Source organism: Capillimicrobium parvum (assembly GCF_021172045.1).
GTDB lineage: Bacteria > Actinomycetota > Thermoleophilia > Solirubrobacterales > Solirubrobacteraceae > Capillimicrobium > Capillimicrobium parvum.
Genome location: NZ_CP087164.1, coordinates 1,568,898 through 1,594,360, shown reverse-complemented (window position 1 = coordinate 1,594,360; position 25,463 = coordinate 1,568,898). Strand labels below are relative to the sequence as shown.

Here is a 25,463-nt window from a genome sequence, read left to right as displayed (position 1 = left end):
GATGAGCGGTCCCACGACGTCGATCATCGCGGGGCGAACCGGTAGCCGAACCCGAAGTGCGTGTGGATGAACGCCTGGCCCGGCAGCGCGTTCTCGAGCTTCACGCGCAGCTTGTGCACGTATACGTCGACCGAGCGGTCGCCGTCGCGCAGCGGGGCCTCCCACGCCGCGCGGTACAGGTCCTCGCGCGCGACGATGCGGCCCTCGCGGGCCACCAGCGCGCACAGCAGCCGGAACTCCCGCACCGACATGGACACCACGCGACCACCCGCCAGCACGAGGCCGTCCGAGGTGCGGATCTCGATCTCGCCGGAGCGGATGACGTCGGATGTCGCCTCCATGCCGGGCACCCTCGCGTGCGGAAGCCGACATCTCAGTTACCCGCCGGTGAAGCTTCTGTGAAGAAATCGTGAACCGCCCCCGCGACGGTCTACGTTTGCCCTGCATGCGACCGTTGCTGCGCCGCCGCCCGCCCATCGACGAAGGTCCGTTGGAGCTGCTGGAGGAATCGGGCGCCAACGTCCACCGCACCGCGCTGGTGCTGCGCGACCTCGTCACGGACTACCCGGAGCGCGCCGATCTGGCCGGCGATCTGCGCGAGCTCGAGCACGAGGGCGACCGGATCGCGCACGACGTGATCCACCGGCTCAACGGCGCGTCCCAGGGCCGGGCGCCGATCGACTCCAACGACGGCCACGCGCTCGCGACCGCCCTCGACGACATCGTCGACTACGCGGAGGAGACCGCGGACCGGCTCGGCCTCTACGGCGTCGAGGCGCCCATGGAGCAGGCGGTGGCGATGGCCGACGTGCTCGTCGACGGCGCCGCCCAGGTCGCGAATGCGCTCACCGCGCTGCGTGCGGACACCGACATGGGTCCGTACCTCATCGAGATCCACCGGCTCGAGAACGAGGGCGACCGGATCTCTCGCGGGGCGGTCGCGTCTCTGTTCGCCGACGGCGTCGACCCGATGGTCGTGATCCGCTGGAAGGACGTCTTCGACTCGCTCGAGTGCGCGGTCGACGCGTGCGAGCGGGTGGCCCACGTGCTCGAGGGCATCTCCCTCAAGCGCCGCGCGGGCACGCGCCGCTGACGGCCGTCTCAAGCGCAGGGCGGTCGTCGCGTCGTGGCCCGTCGAGCCGTGCGCCGCGCGTGACGAGCCGCCGACACGCCACTGCCCCGGACGAGGCCGCGCAACGCGGACAGGACCACGCAGTCGAGGGGTGCGGGCATGCAGATCCTCGTCGGCGAGCCGTTCACGGCGCGGCCGGCTGGACCTCCATCAGCCCCGCGCCGCACTGCCAGCAGAACACCGCACCGCGGCTGTGCACGGCGCCGCAGGACCGGCACGCGCCGGTCGTCCCCGTCTCCTGCATGTGCAGGAGACGCTCGACCTCGCCGAGCTCCGCGTCGGCCTCCTGGAGGATCGCCGCGCGCTTGACGAGGACGTCGAGGCGGAAGTGGTCGCGGATCGCCATCTCGTAGGCCAGGCCGCCGAGGTCCCAGGTGAGGTCGGCCACGCGTGCGGCGAGCGCGTCGCGGCGGGCGTGCAGGTCGTCGTCGCTCATCGTCATCCGATCGTCTCGAAGCCGCCGCCGCCCGCGGCCGGCTTGTCGTCCTTCGGCGGCGCCTCGCCGCCCGTGCCGAGCTCCTTGGGCAGCTTCTCCGACTGCTTCTGGTAGTCGTCCGGGGACGCGGAGTCGAGCTGCTTGACGGCGTCGCTCGTGGCCTTGGTGGGCGCGGCGTCGGCCTTGGCCCTGGCCTTCGCCTTCGCCTTCGCCTTCGCCTTCGCCTTCGCCTTCGCCTTCGCCTTCCTGGCCGCGGCCGTCCTGCCGTCGGCCGCGGCCGTGGTCGCCGCCGGTGCGGGCGCCGCGGTGGTCGCCGTCGTGGCGGGCACGGCGGCGTTCACGCGGATCACCTGCGCCGGCGCCGCCGCCTGCACCTTGCCGCCGACGTCGCCCGAGCGGCCGATCAGCACGCCGACCCCCATCGCGATCAGCAGACACGCGATCGTCGCCAGCCCCGTGGTGAGGTTCCACGACGCCCCGCGGTCGGACCGGGGGGTCGCAGGCGGCCCGCCGGCCGGCGCGGCCTCCCGGTCGCGGAGATATCGCCCGTAGTCGATGCGCGGATCGCCGCGCCGCGTCCCGCACTCGAGGCAGTAGCGCTGGTCGTCCGCCATGAGGGCGCCGCACCCGGGGCAGGGCTCGGCGCTCATGACAGCGTCACCGGGGGCGCGAAGACGTCGAGCTGCGCGCCGGTCGGGTCACCGATGAAGTAGATCGTGAAGTGCACGGGCTTGGGGGTGGGGTCGGGGTCGAGACGGTCGATGACGGCGCGTCCCGCGGCGACGACGCGATCGCCGCGACGCGCCACGCCGTAGACGGTCAGCCGCTTCTGGGCGATCTTCGAGCGGTTGCGGATCACCCCGGTGACGGAGGGTCCGTCCCGGTCGCGGTGGGCGCGCAGGCCGCTGACCTCGATGCGGGGCACGCGTCGGGGCGCGCGGCGCTTCGCCTTCCCCACCCTGACGGTGAGCGACACCGGCTTGCCCGCGGCGGCGACCTGGTTGTTGACCCAGACGACCCGCTCGCGCGCGGGCAGCAGCGCGGCCGACACGAGCGACGGCTCGAGGCCCGGCGCGTCGTTGCGGAACACGCTCTTGCCGTCGGCGTCGGCGACGTCGATCGCGACCGGCACGGCGACCATGTCGGCCTTCGTCCGGTTGCGGAGCTCGACGACCGCGGCGGTGCCGTACTCGTCGTGCAGGACCTGCGATCCGAGCACCTTCACGCCCGGGTTGGTGCGGGCGACCTCCAGGCCCTTCTGCTGCACGATCGTCTTCGCCTCGGCCCGCTTGCGGGCCGCCTTGTCCTGCGTCGACGAGCAGCCCGCGAGCAGGGCCGGCGAGACCAATGCCACCAGCGCGAGCACCCCGGCTCGCATCAGCCGAACGCCCCCGCGACGTAGTCGCGCGTGCGCTGGGCGCGCGGGGCGCCGAACACGTCGTCGGTCGGCCCGTACTCGACGAGGTCGCCGAGGTACATGAACGCCACCTGGTCGCCGACGCGGTGCGCCTGCTGCAGGTTGTGCGTGACGATGACGATCGCGATGTCGCGCTTGAGCTCGACGATGAGCTCCTCGATCACCGCGCTCGACTTCGGGTCCAGCGCCGAGCACGGCTCGTCCATGAGCATGACCTCGGGCCGCACGGCGAGCGCCCGCGCGATGCACAGGCGCTGCTGCTGGCCGCCCGAGAGCCGAAGAGCGGGGCGCGCGAGGTCGTCCTTGACCTCATCCCAGAGGCCGGCGCGGCGCAGCGCGTCCTCGACCTTGGGGGCGATCTCCTTCTTGCCTGGCCTCCGCATCGCCTGTTCGCGGATCGCGTAGGCGACGTTGTCGAAGATCGACATGGGAAACGGGTTCGGCTGCTGGAAGACCATCGAGACCTTCCGCCGCAGCTGCGTGATCTCGAGGTGGTCGACGTCCTGGCCGTCGAGCAGGATCCGGCCTGAGCGGCTCGCGGTCGCGGTGAGCTCGGTGAGCCGGTTGAGCGTGCGCAGCAGCGTCGTCTTGCCGCACCCGGAGGGGCCGATGAGCGCGAGCACCTCGCCCTGGCGGATCGGCAGCGACACGCGCTTGACCGCCTCCTTGCCGCTGTAGGCGACGGTCAGCTCCTCGAGCGTCATGCGCTCGGGTCCCGGTGTCGTCGTGCGGTGCCGGCGCGGGCCGTGGTCGACGTCGATCGACGGCATCGCCACCGTCGGCGGCGCATCGAGCGCGATCTTGCGGATCGGTGGGAGAAGGGTCTCCGCTTCCGTGATGTCAAGCATGCTCAGCGAGCTCCTCCGTAGCCGTAGCGCGACCCGCGGCGAGCGATGAACGTGACGACGAAGTTCAGCGCGATGACGATCATCAGCAGGACGAACGCCGCGGCGTATGCCTTGCCCGGCGCGTTGCCCTCGCCCGCGGGCGAGTTGTTGTAGACGTAGCTCGTCAGCGTGCTGCCGGTGCCGCGCAGCTGGTTGACGAGCGGGATCGACCCCTCCTGCGAGAGCTGCAGGGTGGCGCCGAGCAGGATCACGACGATCGCCGTGTCCCCCGCGATGCGGCCCATGCCGAGGGTGGCGCCGGTGCCGATGTTCGTCCGCACCGCCGGCAGCAGGACCCGGCGGATCGTGGCGATCTTCGTCTTGCCGAGCCCGTAGGACGCCTCGCGGACGTGCTGCGGGATGCCCTGCAGCCCCTCGCGGGTCGCGCCGAACACGAGCGGCAGCGCGATGAGGCTCATCATCGCGCCCGCCGTGAGGAACGAGCGGCCGAACACCGCGCCGCCCTGCGCGGTGAACGACATCCAGCCGAAGATCGTGTTCTGGAAGATCAGCAGGCCGAAGATCGCCAGGACGATCGACGGGGTGCCCGCGACCACCTCGATCGCGGACTCGACCGCGCGCGCCAGCCACGTCGGCCGCCCGTACTCCACGTACCAGACGGCGGCGCCGACCGCGAGCGGCACGGCGAGCACGACGCCGATCGTCGTGAGCATCAGCGTGCCGATCAGCGGGTCGAAGAAGCCGCCGGCGCCGCGCTGGTCCGCACTCGCCTGCGGCCGGCTGAAGATCATGTCCAGCGACACGTTCTGCAGGCCCCGGTAGAGCATGTAGAGCACGATCGCCGCCGCGACGAGGCACAGCCCGAGACCCGTCGCCCAGCACGCGAAGAAGGCGAGGCGATCGCTCCAGCGGTAGTGGCGCAGCGACTCGCCGCGCGGGCGCTTGACGGGGGCCGCGACGGCCATCAGACACGCACCCCGTACTTCTTCAGCGGCTGCTTGGCCGCCGATCCGGCGAGCGACAGGAAGAAGCTCGACACGAGCAGGACCGCCGCGAACGCGTAGATCGTCTGGCCGAACGGCTTCACCGACAGGCCCTCGGCGTTGTCGACGATCGTCGCCGCGAGCGGGCGCAGCGGCTCGAACCAGAACGTCATGCCGTCGAGCGGGTTGGGCCCCCAGCCGACCGAGCCCGACACCATCGAGAGCATGATCGCCTCGCCGAGCGCGCGGGCGGTGGCCAGCACCGCCGCGGCGACGAGGGCCGGACGCGAGGCGCGCAGCGAGACCGTCCACAGCGCGCGCCAGCGGTTGACGCCGAGCGCGACCGCGCCCTCGCGCCAGCCGCGCGGCACCGCGCGCAGCGCGTCGACCACGATCGCGATCATGATCGGCACGATCATGATCGTCAGGATCAGGACCGCGACGGCGAGGCTCGTGCCGTTGAGCTGGATGATCCCGGCGACCGACTCCTTGCGCTCGGTCGAGATCAGGTGGTTGCCGACCCACGGGACGATCACGAGGATCCCGATCAGGCCGTAGATGACCGACGGCACGGCGGCGAGCAGCCGGACGACCGGCTCGAGCACCCGGCGGACGGGCTCGGGCGCGAACTCGACGATGAACGCCGCGGCGAGGACCGCGATGATCATCCCGAAGATCACGGCGAGGCCGGTGGTCAGCAGCGTGGCGTACAGCAGCGGCCACGCGCGGATCGTGTAGTCCCACTTCGCCGGGTCGGCCGGCGAGTTGAAGATCTGGGTGAGCTGGTCGTCGACGCTGCCGCCCGAGCCGAACCAGCCGAGGCCGTTGTGCGCGAACGACGGCCACGCCTTGACCATCACGAAGACGACCATGGCGCCGATCAGCACGAGCAGCAGCGACGACAGCGCGCCGAGCACTCGCTCGGCGCGCCGGTCGCTCCAGGGTTGACGGAAGCGGTGCAGCACGGGGTGCTACTTGAGCGGCACCCAGTGCAGGCCGACGATCTTCTGCGCGGCGCTGGAGTTCTGCACCCATGAGATGAACGAGCTCGTGGCGCCGGTGGCGCGCCCGCGGGTCACCATCCAGAAGTTGCGCACGCCGCCGTACTCGCCGGACTTGGCGTTGCGCAGGTTGCAGGCCACGCCCTTGTAGGACGCGACGTGCGTGCCGTTGATGAAGTCCAGCGACACGTAGCCGACCGCGTTCGGGTCCGACTGGACCGACTGCTGGACGAGCCCGTTGGAGGCCTTCTGGGAAGCGCTCGAGGCGACCTTCGCATCGCCCATGAAGATCTTCTGGAAGGCGTCCTGCGTGCCCGAGGCCGCGGTACGGACGACCAGGTTGATCGGGCCGCTCGCGCTCGCGCCGGGGACGTCGCTCCAGCTCGCGATCTTGCCGGAGAAGATACCCTGGATCGTCTGCTGGCTGAGGTCGCCGACCGTGTTCTTCGAGTTGGTGACGATGCAGATCGCGTCCTTGGCGACCTTGTTGAAGAAGATGCCGCCCGGGTCGGTGGCCTTCGGATCGCGCGACGAGTTGCCGATCGTGACGCGCCCGGCGGCGACGTCCGCGACGCCGACGTCGGAGCCACCCTGCGCCAGCTTGAACTTCACGTTCTTGTGCGTCTTGACGTACTGCTTGGCCAGCAGCGCCGCGAGCGGGGCGACCGAGGTCGAGCCGCTCATCGTGATGACGGTGGCGGCCTGCGCCGCCGCCGCACCGGACGCCGTGAGTGCGACCGTGGCCAGGACGCAGACGCCGAGACGGCGCGTGCGACGGGTCATGTCAGGTGACTCCTTTCGAGGGATTCCTTCTAGGCGGCGGGATCCTCCGGCCGCCGGCCGCGCGGCATGTGAAGTTCCCGTGCCCGACCCGTGAAGATGTCGTGAAGGCCGCCCCACCGGCGCGGCGCACCCGGGCAGGATCGCCGGGATGACCCGCTGCCCGGAGTGCGCCGGCGCGCTGGCGCCCGGCCAGCGCTACTGCCTCGTGTGCGGGGCCCGCGCGGGTGCGCCGCTGCCCGAGCTGCTCGGGTTGGCGCCCGGTTCAGAGCCCGTCGCGCCCGTCGGGCCGCCGGCCACGCGGCCGCCCGTGGGCGCGCCGTCCGCGCGCCCGCCTTTCGCGATGCCCTCGCCGGCGTTGGCGGGCGCCGTGGTCGCGGTGATGATCGGCGCCGGCGTGTTCGCCGCGACCGAGGCGAGCCCGCCGGCGAACGCGACGCCGGCCTCGGCGCGCGCGCCGATCGTGATCGACGTGCCGGCGCCGGCGCCCGTGCCGGCCGCACCGGTCGCCCCCACGGCCGATGCGCCCGCCGTCGACGAGCCCGCTCCCGCCGGCGACGCCGCGCCCGTGGACGCCGCCCCTCCCGCCGATGCCGGAGCGGCCGCACCGGACGCGGCGGTCGCGTCGGCGGCGCCCGTGCAGCCGCCGGCCGAGCCGGCGCCGCCGCCCGCGGCGAGCGGCACCGGCCAGGGCGACGACTCGAGCGGCTCGAGCGGCTCGGGCGACTCGGGCGACTCGGGCGACGACACCTCCGGCGAGACCACGCCCGAGGCTCCGCCCGCCGCCACCGTCCCGCCCATCGCCCACGTGTGGATCGTGCGTCTCGCCGAGCGTGCCGACCAGCTCCCATCGCTCGCGGCGCTCCGCACGCAGGGCGGCTGGCTGGCCGGCTACCGCCCGCTCGGCGACGGCGGCCTCCAGGACGTCGCCGGCCTGCTCAGCGGACAGGACGCCTGCGCGGACCAGGCCCAGCCGTGCGCGTTCGGCCCGGAGGTCGAGACCGTCCTCGGCCAGCTCACCGACACCGACCGCACCTGGCGCGCGTACGTCGAGGACCACCTCGGGCCCGCGGGCTGCGCCGCTCTGCCGCCCACGCCGGGCGACCCGTTCGGCGCGTTCGCCTCGCTCGCGGACGCCACCGACTGCGTGCCGCTGTCCCAGCTCGCCGCCGACCTGCAGTCGGCCGGCGACGCCCCCGCGCTCTCCCTCGTCCTCCCCGGCCTCGCGAAGATCGACCCCGCCTCCGCCGACCCGTGGCTGGCCGCCACCGTCGCCGAGCTCACCGACAGCGCCGCGTACGCGGACGGCGGCCTCGTCGTCGTCACCCTCGCCGACGGCGCGCTCGTCCTCTCCACGGACGTCGCGCCCGGCACCCAGGTCGACGCGGCGTCGGACGCCTTCTCGCTGCTGCGCACCCTCCAGGATGCGTTCGGCCTGCCGACGCTCGGGCGCTCGGCCGACGCCGCCGCATACGACGACACGTTGTGGACGGCCTGGTCACAAGACGTTCACGGCAGCGAAACGAGTTCGTAACCGGAGGGGCGGTGGCGGCCCCGGAGGATCCCGGTCGCTGTGACGCAGGTCGTCCCATCCACATGGAGGTCCCGTTGAACATCACCGTCATGCCCCTGCGTGGGCGAATCGCGCTGGCCGCCGCGCTCCTGGCGCTGCTCGCCGGGGGTCTGGCGATCCCGAACGCCGCCCACGCCGCCTTCACCGACAACACGGTGTGCAAGGGCACGCTGAAGGTGGGCGAGAAGTCCGTCGACTTCGAGAACCCGCTGAACTACACCATCGCCTGCACGAACTACATCACGAGCTACTCGCTCATCGTCCCGGGCCGCTCGATCGACAGCATCGAGACCGAGGTCTTCGGGATCGACAAGGCGACCGGGAACGTCGTCCCGACCGACTCGTTCTCCTGCAACGGGGACCTCCCCGGCTTCGGCATCAACTGCGTGGGGACGTACGGCGGGAACCTGAACCTGCTGCCCGGACACGTGAACCTCCAGAGCGGGTCGCCGTGCAGCATCAAGGGTGCCTACTTCGTCGTCACCTACGCGACGTACGCCACGAACCCGGACGGCACGCCGAAGCTCTCGGGCGGCGTCCCGACCGTCACGACGAACACCGCCGGGCCATTCACGATGAGCCGCGTCCAGGGCTGCTCGAGCAGCCGCGGGACCGCGAAGAAGGTCACGAAGAAGGTCAAGCACCGGCGCAGCTGACGCCGGCCGCCCGGCTGGCGGCGTTCCGGATCGCTCCGGAACGCCGCCGGCTTCGGCCGTGGGCACGCCGCTACGCCGGCACCGAGGCCCTGGCCTCGCCGAACGCCGCCCGCGCGGACCGGCCGAGCACCAGCGGCTCCTGGCGGACGCCGGCGCCGATCTCCAGCATCAGGGGCGCGTCGTGGTCGCGCAGCGTGGCGGCCACCCGAATCCACGGCAGCGTCCCGGCGCCCAGCGGCAGGTGCAGGTCGAGGCGCAGCGGGTCGACGCCCGGCGCCTGCACGTCGTGGCGCCGCGCCCCGAGGTTGTCGTGCAGGTGGAACAGGCCGACGTCGCCGAGCACGGGCGCGAGCAGGCTCGGCAGGTCGTCGCGACGCAGCGCGGCGGCGATGTGCCCGTGGCCGACGTCGAACAGCATCGCGACGCTCGGCATCGCGATGCGCCGCACGAGGGCGCTGACCGCGGCCGGGTCGTGGCAGACGCGGGGCGGCCCGGGGTACACCGGCGCGAGGTTCTCGACGCACAGGCGCACGCCGAGCCGCTGCGCGACCGTCGCGCGGCGGCGCAGCGACGCCTCCTCGAGCTCGACGCGGTCGGCCAGCGCCCGCGCGGACGGCGCGTCCTCCGCGCTGCGGAAGTTCAGCCCGTGGTAGACGATCAGCTCGGCCCGCGCCTCGGCCGCGTAGTCGAGCAGGCCGCCGAACGCCCGGTCGTGCAGCTCCGTGCCCGCGCTGAGGTCGTCGGGGCCGTGGATCAGCAGCCGCAGGCCGGTCGTGTCGAGCGCCGCCCGCAGCGCGCGGGCGTGCTGGCGGGCGCGCTCGCGATCGGCCAGCATCGCGATCGGCGGGGTGTGGACCTGGACCCAGGCGAAGCCGGCTGCTTCGTAGGCCTTCAGGAGCGGCGGGGTCGGCCACGTCTCACGAGGGACGTTCAGCCCGAGCCGCTCATCGATCTTCGGATCTCCTTGCATGGAGCCAGAGTGGTCCGTGTGCAGGGAGTTCCGGTGAAGAGGCGGTGAAGCCTACGACGCGACGGCCTCCCACTCGGCCATCAGCTTCGCGACCCGGCGCTTGGCCTCGGCATGGCGCTTCGTCGACCGCTCCGCCCCGCTCGGCGACGCCCACGCGGACGGATCGGCGAGCTCGTCCTCCAGCACCTGGAGCTCCTTCTCGGCGCGCTCGATCTCGCGCTCCAGATCGGCCTGGCGGCGCACGGCGTTCTTCGACCGCTCCGGCTTCGGCCTGGGCTTCGGCCTGGCCCCGTCCTTCGCCGCCCTGCCGTTGCGGGCCGCCGCCGCCTTCGGCGCCTCGTCGGCCGCCTTCTTGCTCGCGACGTACTCGGCCCAGCCGCCGACGTAGGAGTGCAGCGTCCCGTCCTCGACCGCGATGGTCCGCGACCCCACTGCGTCGAGCAGGGCCCGGTCATGGGACACGAGCAGCAGCGAGCCCGGGAACTCGCCGAGCGCATCCTCGAGCGCCTCGCGGCTCTCGATGTCGAGGTGGTTGGTCGGCTCGTCGAGGATGAGGACGTTCGCGCCGGACTGCACGAGGATCGCCAGGGACAGCCGCTGGCGCTCACCGCCCGACAGGCCGCTGACGGGCTTCTCGGCCTCCTCCCCGCTGAACAGGAACCGGCCGAGGAGGGCCCGGGCCTTGTTCGGCGTCAGGCCCGTCGCCCGCTGGCAGGCCTCGACGACCTTCGCGGTCTCGTCGAGCGTCTCGGCGTGCTGGGCGAGGAAGCCGAGCTGCACGTTGTGGCCGACGCTCAGCTTCCCGCCGTCCAGCGGACGCCGGCCGACGAGCGCGTGCAGCAGCGTCGACTTGCCGCTGCCGTTCGCACCGACCATCGACACGTGCTCGCCGCGCTCCAGCCAGAGGTCGGCGTCGTCCAACAGGACCCGCGGCGCATCGTCGCCCACGGCGATGCGGCCGCCGGTCATCTCGAACACGACCCGGCCCGACCGCGCCGGCGGCTTGAACGAGAACGCCAGCTCGCGCTCGTCGCGCGGATCGCGCTCGATCCTCTCGATCTTGTCCAGTGCCTTGACCCGTGACTGCGCCTGGCGCGCCTTCGTCGCCTTCGCCCGGAAGCGCTCGACGAAGCGCTCCATCCGCGCGATCTCCTTCTGCTGCTTGTCGATCGCCCGGCCGAGCGCCAGCTCGCGCGCCGCCTGTTCGCGCCGCCAGGCGTGCCACGGCCCGGCGAAGAAGCGCGAGCGGCCGGCCTCGAGCTCGAGCACCGCCGTGCCGACCGCCTCGAGGAACCAGCGGTCGTGGGCGACCAGCACCACCGCGGTGTCCATGCCGACGAGCTGCTGCTCGAGCCACTCGAGCGACGCGATGTCGAGGTGGTTCGTGGGCTCGTCGAGCAGCAGGAGGTCCGGGTGGGCGACGAGCGCCCGGGCCAGCGACCCTCGTGTCAGCTCGCCGCCCGAGAAGGTCTGCAGCGACCGGTCGAGGTCGTCCTCGTCGAAGCCGAGGCCGCGGATGGTGCCCATCGCCTGCTCGCGCCACGTGTAGCCGCCGGCCGCCTCCAGCGCGGCCTGCGCCCGGGAGTACGCGCCCAGCGTGGCGTCGTCCACCGCGCCGCCGGCCATGGCGCCCTCGAGGCGCGCCAGATCCTGCTCGATCGCCACGAGCTCCGCCGCGCCCGACAGCACGTAGTCGCGCAGCGTCAGCCCGCGCTCACGCGGCGGGCGCTGGTCGTGCAGCGCGACCTTCGCGTTCTTCTCGAAGACGAGCTCGCCGCCGTCGACCGACGTCTCCCCGGAGAGCATGCGCAGAAGCGTCGTCTTGCCGGCGCCGTTGCGGCCCGCGATCGTCAGCCGCTCCCGGCGCTCCAGCTTGAACGAGACGCCCCGCAGCAGCGGCGCGCCGGCGATGTCCTTGCGCAGGTCGGAGGCGATGAGCACGGCCATGCCCTCGATGGTAGGAGCGCGGGTCGGGGCCGGTGGGCGCCTACGCGCGCATCGGCAGCCCGGCATCGTCGCGCTGGAACGCGACGAGGCGACCGTTCTCGTCGGCCACGCGGGCGGCGAGGTCCTCGTACTCGCGGAACATCGCCTTCAGCCGGCGCAGCCCGGCGCTCGGGTGCGCGGCGATCCCGGCGGCCAGGTCCAGCGCCTGCGCCTCCGCCTCGGCCGCCGGGGCGCAGCGCGCCAGCAGCCGCAGCTCGCGCGCCTCCTCCATCCCGATCGTCCGGCCGGTGAAGATCAGCTCCTTGGCCACGGCGAGCCCGACGAGCGGCACCAGCCGGGCCGGGCCGATCGGCACGCCGAGGCGGGCGCCCGGCCACGAGAGCCTGAGGTTGTCGCCGCCGACCCGCAGGTCGCAGCCGGCGGCGATCTCCGCCCCGGCACCGACGCAGTTGCCCACGCAGACGCAGACCGTCGGCGCCGGGAAGGCCTCGACCGCCGCGTACAGCCGGGCGAACGCCTCCATGCGCGCCACGCCGCCGGCGCGGTCGAGCCGCTCGGCCAGGTCCGCTCCGGCGCAGAAGGCCCGCTCGCTGGTGGTCGACAGGACGAGCACGCGCACGTCGCCGTCGGCGGCCAGGTCGTCCAGCGCCGCGAGCAGCTGGTCGATGGTCGCCGAGTCGAGCGCGTTGCGCGCCTGCGGACGGTCCAGCCGCAGCACGTCGACCCCGTCGCCCACCCGTTCGCGCAGCACGCTTTTCGTCGCCATGCTTCGTATACTCCACGACTGATGCGCAGTCTCGTCGCCACCTTCACCGTCTTCGCCATCGGGCTGCTGGTCGCGGCCCCGCTCGCGCTCGCCGCGGACCACGGCGAGGGCACCTACGGCGTGGCCAACGACAAGGTCGTCACGAACGCGGGCTTCATGGTCATCGCCTTCTTCCCGCTGCTGATCCTGGTCCTGTCGCTCATCATGTGGCGGCTCGACAAGCGCAAGGACCGGCGCAAGAAGCTCACGAAGAAGCTCAGCGCCGACTGGTCCGGCGGCTGGTAACCCAGCCGGCATCGCGGGTATAGGCTCCGGCGCCAGTCACCGGAGGGAAGAGGAGCGAATGGCGTACTTCGTCACCGGCGCAACCGGGTTCATCGGCCGACATCTCGTCGAGGTGCTCCTCGAGCGGCGCGAGGGCGACGTGTACGTCCTGGTCCGCGAGGGATCGACCGGACGCCTGGAGGAGCTCATCGCGCGCTGGGGCCGGCCCGAGCGGGTCAAGCCGGTGGTCGGAGACCTGTCGCTCCCCCGTCTCGGCATCCGCGACGAGGACATGCCGGCGCTGCGGGAGGCAGGCATCGAGCACTTCTTCCATCTCGCGGCGATCTACGACATGACCGCCGACGACGAGCGCAACGAGCAGCTCAACGTCGGCGGCACGCGCCACGCGGTCGAGCTCGCCAACGAGCTCGGGGCCGGGCACCTGCATCACGTCAGCTCGATCGCGGTCGCCGGCCTGTTCAAGGGCCTGTTCCGCGAGGACTACTTCGACCAGGGCCAGAGCCTGCCCTCGGCCTACCACCGCACGAAGTTCGAGTCCGAGCGCATCGCGCGCGAGGAGTCGATGGTGCCGTGGCGGGTCTACCGGCCGGCGATCGTCATCGGCAGCTCGCAGACCGGCGAGATGGACAAGATCGACGGGCCGTACTACTTCTTCAAGCTCATCCAGAAGCTCCGCCACTACGTGCCGGAGTGGGTGCCGCTGGCGGGTCCGGAGCTCGGCTGGACGAACATCGTCCCCGTCGACTACGTCGCGCAGGCGATGGACCACATCGCCCACCTGCCCGACCTCGACGGCCAGGCGTTCCACCTCACCGACACCCGCGGGGGGATGCGCTCCGGCGAGGTGCTCAACACGTTCGCCCGGGCCGGGCACGCGCCGCAGATGGCGCTGCGCATCGACAAGAAGGTCACCGACGCGCTGCCGAAGGGCGTCGGCTCCCTGCTCATGCAGCTGCCGGCTCTCAAGGGCGTGCGCAAGGCGATCCTCGACGACCTGCACATCCCCGAGGAGGTCGTCGAGTACGTCGGCCTGACCGCCCAGTTCGACACGCGCGACACGGAGCGCGCGCTGGCCGGCACCGGCATCGCCGTCCCCGCGCTCGAGTCCTACGCCGACCGCGTCTGGGACTACTGGGAGCGCAACCTCGACCCGGACCTGTTCCGCGACCGCTCGTTCGAGCACGCGGTCAACGGGCGCACGGTCGTGATCACGGGCGCCTCGACGGGCATCGGCCGGTCGGCCGCGCTGAAGATCGCGGCGGCCGGCGGCATCCCGCTGCTGCTCGCGCGCTCCCAGGACAAGCTCGAGGACGTCAGGGAGGAGATCGAGGCCGCCGGCGGGACGGCGTACGTCTACCCGACCGACCTCACCGACATGGATGCGATCCAGGCGACCGTGGACAAGATGCTCGCCGAGCATGCCGCGATCGACATGCTCGTCAACAACGCCGGACGCTCGATCCGCCGCTCGGTCACGCTCAGCCTCGACCGCTTCCACGACTACGAGCGCACCATGCAGCTGAACTACTTCGGCGCGATCAAGATGGTCATGTGCCTGCTGCCGCACATGCGCGGGCGCCGGTTCGGGCACGTGGTCAACGTCTCGTCGATCGGGGCGCAGACGAACCCGCCGCGCTTCAGCGCCTACGTCGCCTCCAAGGCGGCGCTCGACGCGTGGACGCGGGTGGTCAGCTCCGAGGTCATCGGCGACAACGTCACGTTCACGACGATCCACATGCCGCTCGTGCGCACGAAGATGATCGCGCCGACGAAGATGTACGACGCGTTCCCGACGATCACGCCCGACGAGGCGGGGGACCTCGTCTGCGAGGCGATCCGCTCGAAGCCGAAGACGATCAACACGCGGCTCGGCACGTTCGGCGAGGTCGCCTACGCGCTGGCGCCCAAGGCGGTCGACCAGATCCTGCACACGGCCTACAAGGTGTTCCCGGACTCGGCGGCGGCCAAGGGCGAGAAGGACCCGAACGAGAAGGCCTCGGTCGAGCAGATCGCGATGGCGAACCTCATGCGCGGGGTGCACTGGTAGCGGCCGTCCCGTCGCGGATCGCGCGGCGCGAGATGGTCATCAGGCCCCATCGCCCGCGTCGCGCCGGACGTCCACGATGACTGCATGGTCAATCGTCTCCGTGACGATGGCGCTGCGGATCGCCGCGCCGGGGCGGCGTCTCCCACGACGCGCTGTCCGTGCGTCGCTGCAGCGAGCCGTGGACCGTCGGCCGCGCGGCGATGCGCCGCAGGCGCGAGGCGTCGGTCATCGCCGTCTTCATCGAGACCGAGCCCTCGATCAACGGGTCCGGGCCGGCATGGAGGACACCGCCGGGCTTGGGCGGGACCGCGCTCGATGGGGATAAACGTGCATTCCGCGCTCGTACGACACTCATCCATCGCTCGATTGCACAGTTCGGCCGAGGCCAGACGGGGCTTGGACCCCATGGCCGCGGCGCGGACGTTCCGGCATGGTCGTGTGACGGAGGGAGGCGGCGCCTTCGCCTCTCTCACCGCAGACGTTCCCTACCTCACAGGAGGAGTTGAAATGCAGACGTTGCTGAGCGTCGTGCGTGGCATCGCCACGCTGTCGCTGACCGGTCTCGGCGTGCTGGTCGTTCTTCAGGGCGACGGTGCCGGCGCTCATGTGCTCGGCTCGCTTCTCATCGGCGGCGGGATCGGGATGGGGACGAGCGGCCTGCTGCTGGAGGTCGTCGACGGCCGCTTTCCGTCCCGCGACCCGCTGCGCAGGCACTGACATGGGACGAAGCCGGACAGCGTCGCGCCACTGGGAGAACGACCGGGCGGTCAGCGAGCTGGTGCTGCAGCGCAGCCGCGTCAGCGCCGCCCGGCGCGCCCGGGAGCGCCGCCTGGACCAGGCCGCCGCGGCGGTCGCCGACGCCCTGCGCCACGTGCCTCTCACCGACGCGGAGGCCCGGGCGGCCGCGGATGCGGTCGTGCGCAACCTCGGGCCCGACGACGGCTGACGTGCGTCACGGCCCGCCGAGCCCGCAGCGCTGACCTGCGGCACCGCGGGCGGCCTCGCCGCCGAGCCGGCAGCACACGGGCACCGTGGTGGTCCGCACCGAGCGTTGACTTTCTCCGCGTCAGGCGGAGAATCTCGACGCTCGATGCGGCGAGCGGGCAGGCGGCCGGACGGGCGGGCGGGCGGGCGGGCGCCGGGCCGGCAGCACACGGGCACCGGGGTGCCCGCACCGAGCGTTGACTTTCTCCGCGTCAGGCGGAGGAACTCGACGCTCGATGCGGCGAGCGGGCAGGCGGGGGGCGCCGGGCGGGCGGGCGCCGAGCGGGCAGGCAGCCGGCCGGCCGGCAGGCGGGCGGCCGGGCGGGCGCGGCGCCCGTGCTCTACGGGAACCGCGTGCCGAAGCGCACGCCGGCGATGAGCGCGGCAGCCAGCAGGACGGCGCCGATCGCCGCGAATCCGGCGGTCATCTCGTGCTGCTCGGTCTTGCTGCCGATCCGCGACCCGAGGCGCTGGTAGACGCCCTCGAGCGCCGACGCGTCATCGACGGTGAACGCCTGCCCGCCGGTGATCTCCGCGATGCGCTTCAGCGTCTCCGGGTCGGGCGGCACCGGAACCGTCGAGCCGCCCGGCCCGGGGATCGTCCCCTGGTCGGTGCCCAGCGCGACCGTGTAGACCGGCACCCGCTGCTTCTTCGCCAGGCGCGCGACGCCGATCGGGTCGCGGCCGGCCGTGGTCTGGCCGTCGGAGAGCAGGATGATCGCGGCCGGCGCCTGACGCCCGTCGCTCCCGCGCTGCTGCTTGAGGGAGTCCAGCGCGGCCTGCAGCGCGTCGCCGGTCGCGGTGGCGCCGTCGGCCTGCAGCGAGTTGATGACGTCGCGCACCTCGTTCTTGTCCTCGGTCGGCGGCAGCACGTTGTACGGGCCGGTCGAGTAGGCGACCGCGCCGAGCGCCAGGCCCTTCGGCACGGCGTCGATGAACGTCCGCGCCGCGCTCTGCGCCGCGCTCAGGCGGTCGGGGTCCACGTCGTCGGCGATCATCGAGTTCGACGTGTCGGTGACGAGCATCACCGACGCCTTCTCGATCGGCACCGCGACGGTCCGCTCCGGCCGCGTCATCGCCACCGCCAGGCCGCCGAGCGCCGCGAACAGCAGGATCGCCGGCACCCACCGCCGCCACGGCGGCGAGCCGCCGCCCGAGGCGGCGACCAGGGTCGTCAGGGCCGGGAAGCGCACGGAGTACCGGCGCCGCCGGCGCGCCAGCAGCACCTGCAGCGCGATCACGAGCGGGATCGCCAGCAGCAGCAGGAGCCAGATCGGATCGCTGAGGCTCATCGCGTCACACCACTCGTCCGAAGAAGGTCAGGGAGCTCGCCGCGCCCGTCGCTGAGGCTCACGCGTCACACCACCCGTCCGAAGAACGTCAGGGAGCTCGCCGCACCGAGGCCCAGCGCGATGAGCGCGCCGCCCACGAAGAGGTAGCCGATGTCGCGGTTCTCCTTCTTCTTGCCAAGCTGGGAGCCGAGGCGGTCGTAGACGGCCGACAGCTGGTCGGCGTCACCGGCGGCGTACGAGCGCCCGCCGGAGATCCGCGCCACCGCGCGCAGCGTCTCGGGGTCCGGCGGCACGCGCTCGGTCACCGTCCCGCTGCGCCCGCCGCCGCGCGGCACCTCGATCGTGCCCGCCGGCGTGCCCAGGGCGACCGTGTAGATCGGCACCTTGGCCTTCGCGGCCTCCTTCGCGACGTCCACCGGCTCGCGGCCCGTCACCGACTTGCCGTCGGAGAGCAGCACGATCGCCGCGGGCGCGGCCTTCTCGCCGAGCTTCAGCGGCGGGCGCAGCAGCTGCAGAGCCGCCTTGATCGCCTCGCCGGTCGCGGTGCCGCCGCTCGGCTCCAGCCGGCGCAGGGCGTCGCGCACGGCGGCGCGGTCGCGCGTCGGGCGCTGGAGGGTGCGCGGGCGGTTGTTGAACGCCATCGCGCCGACCTTGATGCGCTTGGGCACCTCGTCCAGGAACCGCTCGGCGGCCACGCGCGCCGCGCTCAGGCGGTTCGGCGCCACGTCGGTCGCGGTCATCGAGCCCGACACGTCCGTGACGAGCATGATCGAGGCGCGCTCGTCCGGCACCGCCACCGTCTTCTCGGGCTTGGCCGCCGCCACCACGAGCACCGCCAGCGCGATCGCGTAGAACAGCAGCGGCACGTGCCGGCGCCAGCGTGGGCCCCGCGGCGCGACGGACGGCATCAGCGCCGGGTTGGCGAACTGGGCCGCCGTCCGGCGCCGGCGGCGCATCACGATGACGTAGGCGACGATCCCGGCGCCGAGCGCGATCAGCGCCAGCAGCACCAGCGGGGTGGCGAAGTGCATGGGTCTCTCAGCCGCCGGGTCTCGCGCCGAGCCGCACGTCGATCGACTGGTGCACGCCGCCGCGGATGATCTCGATCTCGACGGTGTCGCCGGTCTTCGAGTCCGCGATCGCCGTCGCGACCTCGTCGGGGACCTTGATCGGCTTGCCGTCCACGGCGACGATGACGTCGCCGACGCGGATGCCCGCGGCATCCGCGGGACCGCTGGGCACGACGACCACGACACGGGCGCCGCGCGCGTCGCTCGTCGTCGACACGCCCAGGAACGGCCGGTTGATCTTCTTGCCCTTCTGCAGCCGCGGGACCACGTCGCGCAGCGTGTTGGCGGGGACGGCGAAGCCGATGCCGACGTTCCCGCCGCCGCCGCTGGCCGTGGCGATCTGCGAGTTGACGCCGATGACCCGGCCGCGCGCGTCGATCAGCGGACCGCCCGAGTTGCCCGGGTTGATCGGGGCGTCCGTCTGGATGACGTTGTCGATGTCGAAGCCGTTGGGCGCGGTGATGTGGCGGCCGACGGCGGAGACGATGCCCGCGGTCGCCGTGCGCGAGAGGCCGAAGGGGTTGCCGATGGCGACCACGCCGTCACCGACGCGGACGTCGTTGGAGTCGGCGAGGGGCAGCGCGGGCGCGGTCGTCGACTTGTTCGGGATGTGCAGCACGGCGAGGTCGCTGGAGACGTCGCGGCCGAGGACCTTGGCGGTGATGGCGCGACCGTTGTCGCCGAAGCGGACCTCGACGGTCGTGGCGGTGCCGACGACGTGGGCGTTCGTCACGATCGTCGTGGAGTTCTGGGCCAGGAAGCCGGTGCCGGTTGCGCGCCCGCTCGGCATCTGCGCGATCACCGAGACGACCGAGGCACTGGCCCGGGCGTAGATCGTGCGCGCGTCGGCGTTCGGTCCGCCCGCGCCCTTCGTCGCGGGCAGCGGCGCTTGGGCGTTCTCGCCGCCCACGCCGTCTCCGCCGGTCAGCAGGAGGAAGGCGACGACCACGATCAGCGCCCCGACGACCGCGGAGAGGACCGGCGCCAGCCAGCGGCGCGGCGGCCGCTCGCCCGGCATCGCCGGCACGGGCCGGCGGCGGGCGTCGAAGCCGGAGCCGTGGAAGCCGGGACCGGCGGCGGCGCTCTGCTCGCGGGCGCGGATGCGCTCGGCCGCAGCCGAGATGTCGGGCGATCCCTCCTCGCGACGCAGCACGCGGGTCGGCGCCGTCGACGGGTCGACGGGCGCCGTGGCGCCGCGCAGCCGCTCGGCCGCCTCGGCGGGGGTCGACGAGCGCTCGCCCTCGCGGAACCGCCGCACGCGGTCAGCGGCCACCGCCACGTCGACCGACTGCTCGTCGGCCGGCGCCTGCGGGGGCGGCGGGCGCCGCGGGACGTCGGGCTCGGCCGGAGGCTCGGGCGCCGCGGCGCTGCGCGGGCCATCCGGCCGCTCCGGGCGCCATCCCTCGAGCTGTGGCTCAGGCTCCGGCGTGCTCCACAGTCGCGAATCGCTCATCGGTCCCCCGAAGGTAGGGATGGTCCTGTCAGATCCTCATAAGCCGCACGTCGATCACTCGTCCGCAACCCGCTGCGGCATGGAGATCTCCCGCTTGAGGATCTTCCCGGTCGGACCCTTGGGCAGCTCGTCGACGAACCAGATCTCACGGGGGTACTTGTAGCTGGCGACGTTCTCCTTGACGTACGCCCGCAGCTCGTCGGCGCTGACGTTCTCGCCGTCCTTCAGCGCGACCGCGGCGCCGACCTCCTCGCCCCACTCGTCGTGCGGCATCCCGACGACCGCAACCTCCCGGACGGCCGGGTGCTCGTAGAGGACCTCCTCGACCTCCCGCGGGTAGACGTTGTAGCCGCCGCGGATGATCAGGTCCTTCTTGCGGTCGACGATGAAGAAGTAGCCGTCCTCGTCGACCCTGGCCATGTCGCCGGTGTGAAACCAGCCGTCGCGGATCGCCTCGGCCGTCGCGTCGGGGCGGTTCCAGTAGCCCTTCATCAGGTTGTGGCCGCGGATGACGATCTCGCCGACCTCGCCGGCGGGCAGCTCCCTGCCGTCGTCGTCGACGACCTTCATGTCCACCCCCTCGATCGGCGTGCCGATCGAGCCGGGCTTGCTCGGCCGGTCGGGGTGGTTGAACGAGGCGACCGGCGAGGTCTCGCTCAGGCCGTAGCCCTCGAGTACCTGGCAGCCGAACGCCTCCTCGAACCCGCGCATCACCTCGACCGGCATCGCCGCGCCGCCGGAGGCGCACACGCGCAGGCTCGACAGGTCGAACCGGTCGCGCTCCGGGTGGTGGAGCAGCGCGCCGTACATCGTCGGCACGCCCTCGAAGATCGTCACCGCGTCGCGCTGCATGATCTCGAGCGCCTTGCCGGGGTCGAAGCGCGGGATCAGCGTCAGCATCGCGCCGCCGGCGATCGAGGCGTTCAGCCCGCACGTCTGGCCGAACGAGTGAAAGAGCGGCAGCGCGCCCAGCACGACGTCGCCGGGGCCCGCGTCGAACAGGTCCCGCGAGCAGTCCGCGTTGCGGCGGAGGTTGTCGTGGGTCAGCTCCGCGCCCTTCGGAGTGCCGGTGGTGCCCGACGTGTAGAGGATCACCGCGGTGTCCGACGCGTCGCGATCGGCCACGTCGCGCACGGGCTCGGCGGCCGCGACGAGCTTCTCGAACTCGCCCGGCGCCACGATCACGACGTCGGCGACGCCGGCCTCCTGAGCGCCGTGCTCGGCCGCCTCGGCGAAGCCGTGCCACGCGAACAGGACCTTCGACCCCGGGTCCTTGCAGTAGAACGCGACCTCGCGGCCCTTGAGCAGCACGTTCATCGGCACCACGACGGCGCCGAGGCGCAGGATGCCGTAGTAGACGACCGCGAAGTACGGGACGTTCGGAAGCATGATCCCGACCCGGTCGCCCGGCTGCACCCCGCGTTCGCGCAGCATCCCGGCCACGCGCGCGCTGCCCTCGTCGAGGACCCCGTAGCTGACCTCCGCGTCGTCGAGCTTGAGGGCGATGCGATCAGCGTCACGGGCGGCGCTGTCGGTGAGGATGCCGGCGAGGTTGGCGCTCATAGAGCGAACCTTCCCATTTCGGCGGCGGTCTAGCGGTGCTAGGAACGCTCTTCGGCCGCGCGCGCGGCGTGCCCGAGCATCAGCTCGCGCTGCACGCTGCGGGGTTCGGGCCCCTGCGGTTCGCGCCGGGTCCAGGTTCCGTCGGAGTCGAGGTCCCACGCATTGGAGTCGTCGGCCAGGCACCGGTCGAGCGTGTCGAGCAGGTCGTCGCGCAGCCGCGGGTCGTCCACGGGCGCGACGAGCTCGACGCGCGTGTCGAGGTTGCGCGGCATGAGGTCGGCGGAGCCGATGAGCACCCGCTGCTCGTCGCCGCGCTCGAACGCGAACACGCGCGAGTGCTCGAGGAAGCGCCCGACGACCGACACGACCCGGATGTTCTCGCTGACGTCCTGCAGGCCGGGACGCAGGCAGCAGATCCCGCGGATGTTGAGCTCCACCGGGACCCCGGCCTGGGACGCGCGGTACAGCGCGCGGATGCAGCGCCGGTCCACGAGCGAGTTCATCTTCATTCGGATCCGCGCGTGCTCGCCGCGCTCGAGGGCGTCGATCGTGCGGTCGATCTCCTCGAGGATCCCGTCGCGCAGGTGGGCGGGTGCGAGCAGCACCTTGCGAAAGCGCCGTGGGCGCGCGTAGCCGGTGAGGTAGTTGAACATGTCGGCGACGTCCGCGCCGATCTCGGGGTCCGTCGTGAACAGCCCGAAGTCGGTGTACAGCCGGGCGGTCGTCGGGTGGTAGTTGCCCGTGCCGACGTGCACGTAGTGGCGCACCCCGTCGCCCTCCCGGCGGACGACGAGGATCGACTTGGCGTGGGTCTTCAGCGCCGGGTGGCCGTACACGACGTGCACCCCGGCCTGCTCTAGCGCGCGCGCCCAGCCGATGTTCGCCCGCTCGTCGAAGCGCGCCTTGAGCTCCACGAGGCAGACCGCCTGCTTGCCGCGCTCGGACGCGCGGATGAGCGCGGGCATCAGCGGCGTGTCGTCGCTGGTGCGGTACACGGTCATCTTGATCGCCAGGACGTCGGGGTCCTCGACGGCCTGGTTGACGAACCGCTCGACCGACGTCGTGAACGAGTCGTAGGGGTGGTGGACGAGCACGTCGCCGGCGCGCAGCACCGCGAACGCGTCGGGCGGCTGGCCCTCGTCGTCCTGCAGGCGCGGCTGGGTGACCGGGGTCCACGGCGGGTCGCGCAGCTCGAGGAGGCCCGGCAACCCGACGATCTGCCACAGGTCCTGGCAGTCGAGCAGGCCCTCGATGTCGTAGACCTGGCGCTCCTCGACCTCCAGGGCCTCGGTCAGGTAGGCCCGCAGCTCGGGGTCCATGCCGGCGGCGACCTCGACGCGGACGACCTCGCCGAAGCGGCGGCGGCGCAGCTCGGCCTCGACGGCGCGCAGCAGGTCGTCGGCCTCGTCGGACACCTCGAAGTCGGCGTCACGGGTGACCCGGAAGATGCCATGGTCGACGATCTCCATGCCCGGGAACAGCGAGTCGAGCTGCGCCGCGATGACCTGCTCGAGCGGGACGAACGCCAGCTCGTCGCCGTCGAGCTCGACGAAGCGCGGAAGCATCTCCTTGGGCACCTTTACGCGGGCGAACGTGCGATGGCCGGTGACGGGGTCGCGCACGAGCACCGCGAGGCTCAGCGAGAGGTTGGAGATGTACGGGAACGGCCGGCCGAGGCCGACGGCGAGCGGCGTGAGGACCGGGAAGATCTGGCGCCGGTAGCGCTCGGCCAGCGCCTCGCGCTGCGTGCCGTTGACCGCGTCGTAGTCGACGATCCGGATGCCGTGCTCGGCCAGCGCGGGCAGCAGGTCCTGTCCGACGCAGCGCATGTGGCGCCGCTCGAGCGCCTCGAGGCGCTCGCGCAGCGCGTCCAGGGTCTCGGCGGGCGTCTTGCCGTCGGCGAGCGGGTCGGCGATTCCCGCGTCGACCTGGTCGTGCAGGCCGGCGACGCGGATCATGAAGAACTCGTCGAGGTTCGAGGCGTAGATCGCCGCGAACTTCAGCCGCTCCATGAGCGGCACGTCCGGGTCCTCCGCGAGCGTCAGCACGCGCTCGTTGAACTCCACCCACGACAGCTCGCGGTTGAAGAACAGCGTGGGGTCGTCGAGGACCGCCGCCGGCTTGGACGGGACCAGCGCCTCGATGTCGAACTCCGCGGTCGAGACGGCGGAGATCGGGTTCTGCTCGCTCACGGGATCTGGGCTGGTCATCCGTCCTCCGCGGCGATGCTATCCGCCGGTTGTGCACGTTCGGTGATCGCGTAGCGCAACCGGGCGGCGAACCCCTCGCGCTCCAGCTTGCGCCACAGCTCGAGGAAGCGCTGGTGCAGGAGGTCGCGCCGGGCCGCCAGGTGGACGATCACCGTCTCCAGGCCCCGCCACGCCTCGGCGTGCGGCGCGCCGCCGGCCAGCGACGGGTCGAGGTCGTCGTCCTCGCCCGCGCGGCGGACGAGCTCGGCGGCGTCGGCGGCCATGAGCTCCTCGCGCATCGCCTCGATGCGGGGCAGCGTGACATCGCAGTCGTGGATCTCGCCGATGAGGTCCTGGAGGTCCTTCGCCCGCTTGGCCGCCCGCTCGGCGTACGGGCCGAAGCTGAACGACGTCAGCTCGAGCACGTAGCGCAGGCGCTTGGCCGCGATGCGCATGTCGTGGAGCGCGGCGACCTGCGCGGGATCGGCGGCCTTCGGCATGAAGCCGAGGAGCTCATCGAGGCGGACCTCGACGATGCGCTCGACGGCGCCGTCCATGCGCTCGCCGCGCTTGAGGCCCTTCACGCGCCGGGCCCTCATGTGGACTCGCCGTGCTCGGAGTGGGTGGCGACGAACGGGTCCGGCGGCGGGACGGGCGGCGGCTCGGGTGGCGGTGGTGGCGGCGGCTGCGGCTGCGGCTCGCCAGCCTCCTCCACCGCCTCCTCGCCCGCCAGCGCGCGCAGCCGGCCGGCGAGGTCTGCGGCCTGTGCGTCGTCGAGCGCGGCGGCCAGCACGTCGTTGCCCTCGGCCTGCTCGGCGCGCAGACGTTCGAGGATGACGTCGAGCCCGGCGTGGTCGGCCTCCGGCAGCGCGGCCCGCAGCGACTCGAAGTGGGCGATCTGGACGTCCGGGTCCCGGCGGGCTCCGAGCGCGTCGGCCAGCGCCTTGACGTCGCGGATGACCGGCTTGAGCTCGCGGTCGTCGAAGGCGGCGGAGAAGATCTCGAGCACGGCGCGCAGCCGGCGGCTCGCGACGCGCATGTCGTGCACGCGCTCGATGTCGCTCGTGTCCAGAACGCCGTCGGCGTGGTCGAACAGCTCGCGCGCACGCACGGCGACGACCTTGCGGGCCGCCACGTCGAAGCGGTCGCCCGCCTCGAGCCCTTCGACCTCGTCAGCCTTCGCCATCCGCGTTCCGTTCGTCCATCGCCGACAGGATGATGCCTTCTCTGAGACCGCCGCGTGCAACTTTCAGTGGCGCGCCGAACGCGGCGGCCGCCTGCTCGAGCACCGCGAGCGCGCCCGGGAGCAGCCGGACCCGCTCAGGCGCCAGGCCGTGCTCGGCGGCGGTGCGCTCGCAGTCCGCGGCGGTCACGGTGCGCATCGCGGCGCCCAGTGCCGCCGGATCGAGCCGGTCGCCGCAGAGCCGGTGCAGCGACGTCGCGCTGCCGCCGACGGCGAGCGCGAGCTCCACGGCCGGCGGCGCGAGGTCGGCGAACGCGCCCGCCGCGTGCTCGCACAGGGCGGCGAGCTCGGCCGGCGCCGGCGGGTCGCCGCGCAGGTGATGGTCCACGAGCGTCCCCGAGCCGACCGGCACCGAGCGCCACCAGCGCACGCCCTCCGCGATCGTCCCGACCGCCAGCTCGGTCGAGCCGCCGCCCAGGTCGATGACGCCGACCGGCCCGGCCGGGCAGTCCGGGAGCGTGCGCGTGGCGCCCTCGAAGGCCAGCCGCGCCTCCTGCCTGCCTTCGAGGATCCGCAGCTCGACGCCCGCCGTGCGCCGCACCGCGGTGACCAGGTCGCCGCGATTCGGCGCGGCGCGGATCGCCGCGGTGGCGACGGCGACGATGCGCACGGCTCCGAGCGCCCGGGCCGCGCGCGCCTGCGCGGTCACGACGTCGACGAGCTCGAGCAGCTTCGCGGGCGCGATCGTGCCGTCCGGCGCCTGCGCGCGGCGGACGCGCGTGAACACGCGCTGCGTCAGCAGCTCGCTCAGGCCACGGGCGTCCGGCTCGGCCACGAGCAGCCGCGTGGTGTTCGTGCCGATGTCGATGCACGCGCAGACCATGGACG

27 protein-coding genes are annotated in these 25,463 nt (G+C 72.7%); 7 read left to right on the top strand and 20 right to left on the bottom strand.

Annotation, left to right across the window (positions count from 1 at the left end):
- Positions 1-23 precede the first annotated feature (23 nt).
- Positions 24-341: a winged helix-turn-helix domain-containing protein gene (locus DSM104329_RS07840; RefSeq protein ID WP_259314841.1), complete on the bottom strand. Its 318-nt coding sequence runs from the start codon at positions 339-341 to the stop codon at positions 24-26.
- A 104-nt stretch (positions 342-445) separates the two neighbouring features.
- Here DSM104329_RS07840 and DSM104329_RS07835 point away from each other — a divergent pair, with 104 nt between their 5' ends.
- Positions 446-1,093 carry a DUF47 domain-containing protein gene (locus tag DSM104329_RS07835; RefSeq protein ID WP_259314840.1) on the top strand — a complete coding sequence of 216 codons (648 nt, stop codon included), beginning with the start codon at positions 446-448 and terminating at the stop codon, positions 1,091-1,093.
- 163 nt (positions 1,094-1,256) lie between these two features.
- Here the strand turns inward: DSM104329_RS07835 and DSM104329_RS07830 are convergent, their stop codons facing one another.
- From DSM104329_RS07830 to DSM104329_RS07800, 7 genes are all read right to left on the bottom strand, one after another.
- Complete coding sequence (locus DSM104329_RS07830) at positions 1,257-1,568, bottom strand: hypothetical protein (RefSeq protein WP_259314839.1); 312 nt, start codon at positions 1,566-1,568, stop codon at positions 1,257-1,259.
- Positions 1,569-1,570: 2 nt separating this feature from the next.
- Positions 1,571-2,218, bottom strand: a complete 648-nt coding sequence (locus DSM104329_RS07825; protein ID WP_259314838.1) for a hypothetical protein — start codon at positions 2,216-2,218, stop codon at positions 1,571-1,573.
- Positions 2,215-2,946, bottom strand: coding sequence for a hypothetical protein (locus tag DSM104329_RS07820; RefSeq protein ID WP_259314837.1), 732 nt, complete (start codon positions 2,944-2,946; stop codon positions 2,215-2,217). The genes DSM104329_RS07825 and DSM104329_RS07820 overlap by 4 nt, the downstream gene beginning before the upstream one ends.
- Positions 2,946-3,689, bottom strand: a complete 744-nt coding sequence (locus tag DSM104329_RS07815) for a phosphate ABC transporter ATP-binding protein (RefSeq protein ID WP_407655902.1) — start codon at positions 3,687-3,689, stop codon at positions 2,946-2,948. Before DSM104329_RS07815 ends, DSM104329_RS07820 begins: the two co-directional genes overlap by 1 nt.
- A 146-nt stretch (positions 3,690-3,835) precedes the next feature.
- Positions 3,836-4,798 carry a PstA family ABC transporter permease gene (locus DSM104329_RS07810; protein ID WP_259314835.1) on the bottom strand — a complete coding sequence of 321 codons (963 nt, stop codon included), beginning with the start codon at positions 4,796-4,798 and terminating at the stop codon, positions 3,836-3,838.
- Positions 4,798-5,781 (bottom strand): PstC family ABC transporter permease, encoded by a 984-nt coding sequence (locus DSM104329_RS07805; protein ID WP_259314834.1) that lies wholly within the window; start codon positions 5,779-5,781, stop codon positions 4,798-4,800. The genes DSM104329_RS07810 and DSM104329_RS07805 overlap by 1 nt, the downstream gene beginning before the upstream one ends.
- Before the next feature lie 6 nt (positions 5,782-5,787).
- On the bottom strand, positions 5,788-6,600 hold the full coding sequence (locus tag DSM104329_RS07800) for a phosphate ABC transporter substrate-binding protein (protein WP_259314833.1): 813 nt from the start codon (positions 6,598-6,600) through the stop codon (positions 5,788-5,790).
- A gap of 148 nt (positions 6,601-6,748) precedes the next feature.
- On the opposite strand from DSM104329_RS07800, the gene DSM104329_RS07795 reads away from it, so the two are divergent.
- Both DSM104329_RS07795 and DSM104329_RS07790 read left to right on the top strand, forming a co-directional pair.
- Positions 6,749-8,131, top strand: a complete 1,383-nt coding sequence (locus DSM104329_RS07795) for a hypothetical protein (protein WP_259314832.1) — start codon at positions 6,749-6,751, stop codon at positions 8,129-8,131.
- Between the two features lie 62 nt (positions 8,132-8,193).
- Positions 8,194-8,826 (top strand): hypothetical protein, encoded by a 633-nt coding sequence (locus DSM104329_RS07790; protein WP_259314831.1) that lies wholly within the window; start codon positions 8,194-8,196, stop codon positions 8,824-8,826.
- Positions 8,827-8,896: 70 nt separating this feature from the next.
- Here DSM104329_RS07790 and DSM104329_RS07785 read toward each other — a convergent pair whose 3' ends face one another.
- From DSM104329_RS07785 to DSM104329_RS07775, 3 genes are read right to left on the bottom strand one after another with little or no spacing between them, the layout of a single operon-like run.
- The gene (locus DSM104329_RS07785; RefSeq protein ID WP_259314830.1) at positions 8,897-9,796 is read right to left on the bottom strand and encodes a sugar phosphate isomerase/epimerase family protein; all 900 of its coding nucleotides are present in this window, start codon (positions 9,794-9,796) and stop codon (positions 8,897-8,899) included.
- A gap of 51 nt (positions 9,797-9,847) precedes the next feature.
- Complete coding sequence (locus DSM104329_RS07780) at positions 9,848-11,743, bottom strand: ABC-F family ATP-binding cassette domain-containing protein (RefSeq protein ID WP_259314829.1); 1,896 nt, start codon at positions 11,741-11,743, stop codon at positions 9,848-9,850.
- A 40-nt stretch (positions 11,744-11,783) separates the two neighbouring features.
- Positions 11,784-12,509 (bottom strand): enoyl-CoA hydratase/isomerase family protein, encoded by a 726-nt coding sequence (locus DSM104329_RS07775; RefSeq protein WP_259314828.1) that lies wholly within the window; start codon positions 12,507-12,509, stop codon positions 11,784-11,786.
- 21 nt (positions 12,510-12,530) lie between these two features.
- Here DSM104329_RS07775 and DSM104329_RS07770 point away from each other — a divergent pair, with 21 nt between their 5' ends.
- Together DSM104329_RS07770 and DSM104329_RS07765 are read left to right on the top strand one after the other, a co-directional pair.
- A complete protein-coding gene (locus DSM104329_RS07770; RefSeq protein ID WP_259314827.1) occupies positions 12,531-12,794 on the top strand; it encodes a hypothetical protein in 264 nt (87 codons plus the stop codon).
- Positions 12,795-12,852: 58 nt separating this feature from the next.
- Positions 12,853-14,841: an SDR family oxidoreductase gene (locus tag DSM104329_RS07765; protein WP_259314826.1), complete on the top strand. Its 1,989-nt coding sequence runs from the start codon at positions 12,853-12,855 to the stop codon at positions 14,839-14,841.
- Between the two features lie 88 nt (positions 14,842-14,929).
- Here DSM104329_RS07765 and DSM104329_RS07760 read toward each other — a convergent pair whose 3' ends face one another.
- Entirely contained in the window at positions 14,930-15,070 is a 141-nt protein-coding gene (locus DSM104329_RS07760; protein ID WP_259314825.1) for a hypothetical protein, read from the bottom strand.
- A 278-nt stretch (positions 15,071-15,348) separates the two neighbouring features.
- On the opposite strand from DSM104329_RS07760, the gene DSM104329_RS07755 reads away from it, so the two are divergent.
- Positions 15,349-15,558 (top strand): hypothetical protein, encoded by a 210-nt coding sequence (locus DSM104329_RS07755; protein ID WP_259314824.1) that lies wholly within the window; start codon positions 15,349-15,351, stop codon positions 15,556-15,558.
- 1 nt (position 15,559) lies between these two features.
- The gene (locus DSM104329_RS07750) at positions 15,560-15,787 is read left to right on the top strand and encodes a hypothetical protein (protein WP_259314823.1); all 228 of its coding nucleotides are present in this window, start codon (positions 15,560-15,562) and stop codon (positions 15,785-15,787) included.
- Positions 15,788-16,166: 379 nt separating this feature from the next.
- Here DSM104329_RS07750 and DSM104329_RS07745 read toward each other — a convergent pair whose 3' ends face one another.
- From DSM104329_RS07745 to DSM104329_RS07710, 8 genes are all read right to left on the bottom strand, one after another.
- Positions 16,167-17,117, bottom strand: a complete 951-nt coding sequence (locus DSM104329_RS07745) for a VWA domain-containing protein (protein ID WP_259314822.1) — start codon at positions 17,115-17,117, stop codon at positions 16,167-16,169.
- Between the two features lie 65 nt (positions 17,118-17,182).
- The gene (locus DSM104329_RS07740; RefSeq protein ID WP_259314821.1) at positions 17,183-18,148 is read right to left on the bottom strand and encodes a VWA domain-containing protein; all 966 of its coding nucleotides are present in this window, start codon (positions 18,146-18,148) and stop codon (positions 17,183-17,185) included.
- A 7-nt stretch (positions 18,149-18,155) separates the two neighbouring features.
- Entirely contained in the window at positions 18,156-19,640 is a 1,485-nt protein-coding gene (locus DSM104329_RS07735) for a S1C family serine protease (protein ID WP_259314820.1), read from the bottom strand.
- 54 nt (positions 19,641-19,694) lie between these two features.
- A complete protein-coding gene (locus DSM104329_RS07730; protein WP_259314819.1) occupies positions 19,695-21,203 on the bottom strand; it encodes a long-chain-fatty-acid--CoA ligase in 1,509 nt (502 codons plus the stop codon).
- Positions 21,204-21,241: 38 nt separating this feature from the next.
- Positions 21,242-23,413: a polyphosphate kinase 1 gene (ppk1, locus tag DSM104329_RS07725; protein ID WP_259314818.1), complete on the bottom strand. Its 2,172-nt coding sequence runs from the start codon at positions 23,411-23,413 to the stop codon at positions 21,242-21,244.
- Entirely contained in the window at positions 23,410-23,991 is a 582-nt protein-coding gene (locus DSM104329_RS07720; protein WP_259314817.1) for a CHAD domain-containing protein, read from the bottom strand. The genes ppk1 and DSM104329_RS07720 overlap by 4 nt, the downstream gene beginning before the upstream one ends.
- On the bottom strand, positions 23,988-24,578 hold the full coding sequence (locus DSM104329_RS07715) for a CHAD domain-containing protein (protein WP_259314816.1): 591 nt from the start codon (positions 24,576-24,578) through the stop codon (positions 23,988-23,990). Before DSM104329_RS07715 ends, DSM104329_RS07720 begins: the two co-directional genes overlap by 4 nt.
- Positions 24,565-25,458 (bottom strand): Ppx/GppA phosphatase family protein, encoded by an 894-nt coding sequence (locus DSM104329_RS07710; protein ID WP_259314815.1) that lies wholly within the window; start codon positions 25,456-25,458, stop codon positions 24,565-24,567. The genes DSM104329_RS07715 and DSM104329_RS07710 overlap by 14 nt, the downstream gene beginning before the upstream one ends.
- Positions 25,459-25,463 lie beyond the last annotated feature (5 nt).